The sequence below is a fragment of the Nostoc sp. genome, from assembly GCF_041747015.1.
Lineage (GTDB): Bacteria > Cyanobacteriota > Cyanobacteriia > Cyanobacteriales > Nostocaceae > Nostoc.
In genome coordinates, this window is the sequence record NZ_JBGTFY010000398.1 from 23356 (window position 1) to 29557 (window position 6202).

Annotated in this window: 8 protein-coding genes and 1 pseudogene; 3 read left to right on the forward strand and 6 right to left on the reverse strand. The window is 40.2% G+C overall.

The features are described from left to right. Nucleotides 1–32 precede the first annotated feature (32 nt). Nucleotides 33–1495, forward strand: a pseudogene (dacB, locus tag ACEW80_RS31240) (D-alanyl-D-alanine carboxypeptidase/D-alanyl-D-alanine-endopeptidase). An 84-nt stretch (nucleotides 1496–1579) separates the two neighbouring features. Here dacB and ACEW80_RS31245 read toward each other — a convergent pair. From ACEW80_RS31245 to ACEW80_RS31255, 3 genes are all read right to left on the reverse strand, one after another. Then, nucleotides 1580–1792, reverse strand: a complete 213-nt coding sequence (locus tag ACEW80_RS31245; protein WP_373530330.1) for a type II toxin-antitoxin system HicB family antitoxin — start codon at nucleotides 1790–1792, stop codon at nucleotides 1580–1582. Continuing rightward, on the reverse strand, nucleotides 1776–2042 hold the full coding sequence (locus tag ACEW80_RS31250) for a type II toxin-antitoxin system HicA family toxin (protein ID WP_373530331.1): 267 nt from the start codon (nucleotides 2040–2042) through the stop codon (nucleotides 1776–1778). Before ACEW80_RS31250 ends, ACEW80_RS31245 begins: the two co-directional genes overlap by 17 nt. Before the next feature lie 411 nt (nucleotides 2043–2453). Further along, entirely contained in the window at nucleotides 2454–3629 is a 1176-nt protein-coding gene (locus ACEW80_RS31255; protein WP_373530332.1) for a DNA cytosine methyltransferase, read from the reverse strand. Nucleotides 3630–4005: 376 nt separating this feature from the next. On the opposite strand from ACEW80_RS31255, the gene ACEW80_RS31260 reads away from it, so the two are divergent. After that, the gene (locus ACEW80_RS31260; protein WP_373530333.1) at nucleotides 4006–4227 is read left to right on the forward strand and encodes a hypothetical protein; all 222 of its coding nucleotides are present in this window, start codon (nucleotides 4006–4008) and stop codon (nucleotides 4225–4227) included. Continuing rightward, nucleotides 4215–4658 (forward strand): type II toxin-antitoxin system VapC family toxin, encoded by a 444-nt coding sequence (locus tag ACEW80_RS31265; RefSeq protein ID WP_373530334.1) that lies wholly within the window; start codon nucleotides 4215–4217, stop codon nucleotides 4656–4658. The genes ACEW80_RS31260 and ACEW80_RS31265 overlap by 13 nt, the downstream gene beginning before the upstream one ends. Before the next feature lie 206 nt (nucleotides 4659–4864). On the opposite strand, the gene ACEW80_RS31270 is transcribed toward ACEW80_RS31265, so the two are convergent. From ACEW80_RS31270 to ACEW80_RS31280, 3 genes are all read right to left on the reverse strand, one after another. Next, on the reverse strand, nucleotides 4865–5440 hold the full coding sequence (locus ACEW80_RS31270) for a Uma2 family endonuclease (RefSeq protein ID WP_373530335.1): 576 nt from the start codon (nucleotides 5438–5440) through the stop codon (nucleotides 4865–4867). A gap of 232 nt (nucleotides 5441–5672) precedes the next feature. Then, nucleotides 5673–5819, reverse strand: a complete 147-nt coding sequence (locus ACEW80_RS31275; protein ID WP_373530336.1) for a hypothetical protein — start codon at nucleotides 5817–5819, stop codon at nucleotides 5673–5675. After that, on the reverse strand, nucleotides 5789–5965 hold the full coding sequence (locus tag ACEW80_RS31280; RefSeq protein ID WP_373530337.1) for a hypothetical protein: 177 nt from the start codon (nucleotides 5963–5965) through the stop codon (nucleotides 5789–5791). The genes ACEW80_RS31275 and ACEW80_RS31280 overlap by 31 nt, the downstream gene beginning before the upstream one ends. Nucleotides 5966–6202 lie beyond the last annotated feature (237 nt).

Sequence of the window (6202 nt, forward strand, 5' to 3'; positions counted from 1 at the left end):
TATTATCATCAAGTAGTTTTAACAACTATGTAATGACCAGGAAAATTTCTCTTGGCTTAATGCTGCTGTTTCTAGGTACTCAAATTAGTCTTACCCAGCCAGCAGCTAAAGCACAAACCCCAATTGCACCAACAACTACCACAAAATCAATTTGCCCTACCCAACTGGGAACAGCTATTGATACCGTAATCAATCGTCCCTTATTCAGTCGAGTGCGCTGGGGAATTTTAGTGCAACCCCTGTCAACCGCGCAAACTCTTTACAGTCGAGATGCTCAGAAATATTTTACTCCCGCGTCTAACCTCAAGTTGCTAACAACAGCAGCAGCATTGCAACAGTTAGGCGCTAATTTTCGGATTCGCACCTCAATTTATCAGAGTGGCAATGGTGTTTTACGTGTTGTCGGTAGGGGAGATCCCAGCTTAAGTGATACACAACTGCAAACATTAGCACAGCAGCTAAAACACAAAGGTATTACCCAAATTCAGCGATTGATTGCCGATGATAGTTATATTCAAGGAGATATTGTTAACCCTACATGGCAATGGGAAGATGTGCAATCAGACTATGGCGCACCAGTCAACAGCTTTATTTTAAATCAAAATATTTTTAGCTTAAAACTTGTGCCACAGGCTGTAGGTAAACCTTTACAAGTGGTGTGGACTGACATCAATGAGGCGAAACAGTGGCGGATAATTAATCAGTCAATAACCGTTGTTCAAAATCAACCAAGCTACATCAACGTTACCCGCGAATTATCAGGAACAGTATTACGAATTCAAGGACAATTAACAGCCAATTCCGAACCGTCTTTAATAGATTTGCCTGTAGTTGATCCTAATTATTACTTCTTACGGCGCTTCCGTACTGCTTTGGCAACAGAAAAAATTGCCTTGGGGCAAACATTAGTAGAAAGTGGTGGTGTTAATCAAGAAGAAATAGCATTTGTAGAGTCGCCACCTTTGTCCGAATTATTAGCAGAGACGAATCTAAATAGTAATAATCTTTATGCTGAGGCACTGCTGAGAGCATTAGCTGTAAAAAAAACCAGAGTTAAAAATCAGACTAGCGCTGATGTAGGTTTAGAAGTTATCAAAGCGAGTTTAACTCAATTAGGAGTTGATTCAGCAAATTATATTTTAGTAGATGGTTCCGGTTTATCACGTCGTAACTTAGTGACACCAGAAGCTTTTGTCCAAACTTTGCGAGGAATAGCAAAAACACCAACAGCATATCTGTATCGCGCATCTTTACCCGTAGCTGGTAAAAGTGGAACCTTGAAAGGCCGCTTTCAACACACATCTGCTGAGGGGATTGTGCAAGCAAAACAGGTACCTTAACGGGTGTAGTTTCTCTATCTGGATATCTGAATGCGCCTAAGTATGAGCCGTTAGTTTTCAGTATTATCGTCAATCAATCAGAACAACCTGCAACAGTTGTGCGGCAGGCAATTGATGAAATTGTTGTGTTGTTAACACAGTTGCAGCGTTGTTAATATTATTATCACCAAATAGACATTTTGCAAAAGTAATCATGTTCAAGAAAGATTGAATATAGTTGTACTGATTTGTTTCTCAATTTAAATGTACATCAAACGCGGTCTAGGTTCAGGAACTGGACGCCCTAAATCCTTAGCTGTTTCTATCCACTCCTGCATAACGACTTCTACATTATGTAGGGCTTCTTGATAAGTATTGCCGTCAGCAGCACAGCCTGGTAATTCTGGTATTTCGGCAATAAAGCCTTGATCTACTTGACTCCAGTAGAGAATAATTTCATAGCGAAAGATCATTTTTACTTCCTAGCTCATACTTGAGAATCACTGCACGAACTTGTTTAATTTGATAGCTTTTGGCTTTTCCTCTTTTGTGTTGCAGGTTCAATATTTCCTCAACACCGTTTTTGACAAAAATCCGATGATCGCCACGAATCCGTTCATCAAAGCCTAGTCTATATAAGAGTTGCCACAGTTGGGCAAAAGGGATATCTGTATCAGAAGTCCCAGAGAGGATTTTGTCTAATAGTTTGTCTTGCTGACTCACGTTTTTCTAGCTGTTTTAATGTTTCTATAGTCTCATATTTATTCAAAATTTTGTTTATGTTAAGATAAAAGCGTAGGGGCTTGTCGTTAGACATCGCCTGTTATATTAGACTAGGGCAACGACGCTTAATATTTTTATCAAGCTAAACATATATGCTGTTTAGCTTGATAAATTGGATACCCTAATTCTTTTCAGATACAATGCACAGTATCATCACACCAGTCTAAATATAACAAAAACAAATTTTGTGGCTACAAATAATACTTGCAGAAATAGTTTACTTATTAGTTTCTAAATAACCTAAACAATTCCTCGATTAACTTGGAGTCAGGAGTAAGCTACGGATACACTTCAAATATAACGGACAGGATTTTGTGCATTAAATTGAACGCTATAGCCGTAACGGCAGGGTTAGCCGCGTAATAGCGAAAGCTGTTCAGCCATCTCCTGACCTTCTGATTTATTTCCTTGTATCAAGTTGAAAAGATAACTACCAATTTCTTTTGCGAGTATTACTGGTACTGCATTACCAATTTGTTTATATTTAGAAGTTACCGAACCATAAAAAACCCAATCATCAGGGAAAGTTTGAATTTTCGCAGACTCGCGCACACTTAAAGAACGCAATTCTACAGGATGACACATATCTGTAGCTTTTTGGTGTGGACTTGTTGTGATTGTTGGTGAAGGTTTATCCCAAGATAATCTTCTATAAAAACCGACTTTTCCACCTCCCGAATTATAAGCACCTCCCATAGCCTCTTTTTTTAATTCTTCTGGTAAATTTCTCCAGTTTTGTCCTGCTTGCAACAACCTTAAAAATTTTAGACGACTTTCGGAATAAGTTATAAACTCTGGTTCTGCATCAACTAAACCTGTTAAAGCGCCTCTTAAAGTCAGCCATTTAGGTAAATTTTTCCCATCTTTGCTATATTTAGCTAGAGGAAATGTAGCTGCTTCCTCATCTCTAGAACCAATAAAAACTACACGCTGTCTGTTTTGTGGAACACCGTAATCTGCTGCTTCTAAAAGATTATAAACCACGTTATAGCCTAGCTCCTTCATTTCTGCCAATACCACCCTTAATGCAGCACCGGCTATTTCATCAGATTTTAAAGGTGGGTAATCTTTCCCTCGTTGGTTAATTGGCCTGTGACGAAGAGGAGCAGAAAGCAAACCTCTGACATTTTCCATCAAGAAAAAACGGGGTTGCACTTCTTTAACAATGCGGATAAAGTCCATGAATAAACTACCACGAGGGTCTATAACTGAACCTCTTTTTCCTGCGGTACTAAATGGCTGACAAGGTGGACCACCCGTTACTAAGTCTACTTCACCAGGGCGTAAGGCTCTACCTAAATCTAAAACTCTTCCCCCTTCTTCAAGTAATTCTTGGGAACTGACTTTTTCTATAACTCTTGGAACAGCACTTTCTTTTAGCAATGGTCTATTAATAACAATTGTGCGAGTGGCATCATGGTCTTTTTCTACTACACTTACTGTATGAAATCCGGCTTGCTCTATACCCAAATCTAGACCAAAAGCACCTGTAAATAAGGAAATAGAAATAGCTTTACCATTTATCATGGTGATTGCTCCTAAGCAATTACTAAAATTTATAATTATGTAATGAAAAGCATGAAACACTTGCTCATATATTATCAATTAGATCAAGTGTACCACTCTCTTTAAGTTAAATAAAAACAATGCGATACCTACGGTGAGCTACGCTAACGCACTTCGCACATTCGCAAAAGCGACACCGAATAGCCCGTCGTAGACATCGCCTTAGAGAAAACCTCAGAAACACAGCGATACCTACGGTGAGCTAGGCTAACGCACTTCACACATTCCCAAAAGCGACGCCAAATAGCCCGTCGTATGCATCGCCTTTCAGCAAACCTCAAAAACAAAACTTATTCTATGATGATACTAGCGGTATGCCATCGCCTAAAGTGTATTTATGTTTAATTATCAAGAAGTACTACAGCAAGCTCAAAGCCTAACTCCTGAGGAGCAAATACGTTTAATTGAAGACTTGTCAAGTTTAATTCGTCAACGGGTAACGATGACACCTAAGCCAAAGCGTAGCATTCTGGAATTGCGTGGCTTGGGTAAAGAAATTTGGAATGATATTGATGCTCAAGAATACGTTAATCAGGAACGTGATTCATGGAATGGCTAGTCCAGCTACAGGGGCAAATTGTGGGCTTGGATACTGCTCCACTGATTTACTTTATTGAAGAAAATCCTAATTATTTGGATGTTACAGATGCTTTTTTTGAAGCGATGTTTTCTGGTGAGTTTAGTGTTGTAACATCAGTTTTGACTATCACAGAAGTCTTAGTCTATCCCTTGCGACAAGGAAACACAGTATTAGCTCAACAATATCGTGACATTCTGCTCAATTCCCAAGGTTTGACTACTATCGAAGTTTTTCCTGATATTGCTGAAAATGCTGCACAACTAAGGGCAGATTATAATTTAAGAACTCCAGATGCTATTCAGATGGCTACTGCTATTCGTGGAGGTGCATCATTATTCTTGACAAATGATGCGCGGTTGCCGTCTTTACCAGCGTTATCAGTGTTAGTGTTGGATACACTCATAGTTTGAGTCTTTTTTGTATGTTGCGATCGCTGATTGTATGATGGCATTGTAGGCGATCGCCTGTTGTAAAAGAATGAGTGCGATGTCTACGACAGGCTGTGACGCTCGATGACTCGCTAACGCTGCGCTATCGGTGACGCCTTATAGAAAACCTGAAAAACAATGCGATACCTACGGTGAGCTACGCTAACGCACTTCGTATTTTAATCAATTCACCAGATATCTTCAAAATTAAGCACAAATTCAGGTAGTATATCTTCTCCTGATAAACTAGAAGGAGATTGCAGTACTTCAACATCTCTACTGGAGCGATAAATTTCTACTTGCCGAGTTTCTAAATCAATTAACCAACCTAATCTAGCACCGTTCTCTCGGTACTCTTGCATATTATTTTGTAGCCTTTTTAAACAATCAGTATGAAAACGCAACTTTACTACAAAATCAGGAGATACAGGCGGAAATCCCTGTTTTTGCTCCTGTGTGAGAGAATCCCATCTGTCACGTCTTAACCAAGATGCGTCAGGCGAACGAACTGCCCCATTTGGTAAAATAAACCCAACCGAAGAACCAAAAGCTATACCTAGTGACTCATCACGATTCCACACTCCAAGTTGAGCAGTTAAATTAGCATTGCGGTTGCTAGTTAAACCTCCGACTAGAGGCATTAGTAGCAATGTGCTATCAGCATTACGTTCAAATCTGATTAATTCATTTATCTGACATAACTGGAAGAATTGCTCATCTGTTATTTGAAGAACAGGAGTAAAGTTGATAGTTAACGCATCCATAGAAAAATTTAAACTTGGATATTCATTTAGAGTAGCTCGGCATAGGCATCATCCTCAGCATTATCCCAAGCTGTATCAAGCGATCGCCTTCCAGAAAATCTCAAAAATAATGCGATCGCCTGTTGTCCAAGAGTGAGCGTTAGCGTAGCTCACCGTAGGTATCGCCTTACAGAAATCCTCAAAAACAATGCGATCGCCTTGCGGAAAACCTCAAAAATAATGCGATCGCTTGTTATGGAAGAGTCAGAGCGATCGCCTTCCAGAAAATCTCAAAAATAATGCGATCGCCTGTTGTCCAAGAGTAGGGCGATCGCCTTACAGAAAACCTCAAAAATAAAGCGATCGCTGTTATGTAAGAGTGAGTGCGATCGCCTTGCAAAAAACCTCAAAAACTAAGCGATCGCCTGTTGTCCAAGAGCGAGCGTTAGCGTAGCTCACCGTAGGTATCGCCTTACAGAAAACCTCAAAAATAAAGCGATCGCTGTTATGTAAGAGTGAGTGCGATCGCCTTGCAGAAATCCTCAAAAACAAAGCATAGACGCGAAGCGCGGAACCGGAGACGCTCCGCCTCCGGGCTTGTCGTTAGACATCGGTTGTTGTGGAAGAGTGAGCGATAGTCTTAGAGGTTGTTTGAAAAGGGTTGGCTTGAGCCTCAAGTGCGACTCAGGAGCGCGATCTCAAATCCCAAAACTCCGATTCTCTCGTAGCAGTTTCTCGGTAGCCAGGGTAGTGAAACACACGCTTGAGGACTTTTCAAACATC

Coding starts and splice junctions, on each gene's coding strand:
- ACEW80_RS31245 (WP_373530330.1), bottom strand. CDS start 1,792: ATGATCTTTCGCTATGAAATTATTCTCTACTGGAGTCAAGTAGATCAA.
- ACEW80_RS31255 (WP_373530332.1), bottom strand. CDS start 3,629: ATGATAAATGGTAAAGCTATTTCTATTTCCTTATTTACAGGTGCTTTT.
- ACEW80_RS31260 (WP_373530333.1), top strand. CDS start 4,006: ATGTTTAATTATCAAGAAGTACTACAGCAAGCTCAAAGCCTAACTCCT.
- ACEW80_RS31265 (WP_373530334.1), top strand. CDS start 4,215: ATGGAATGGCTAGTCCAGCTACAGGGGCAAATTGTGGGCTTGGATACT.
- ACEW80_RS31270 (WP_373530335.1), bottom strand. CDS start 5,440: ATGGATGCGTTAACTATCAACTTTACTCCTGTTCTTCAAATAACAGAT.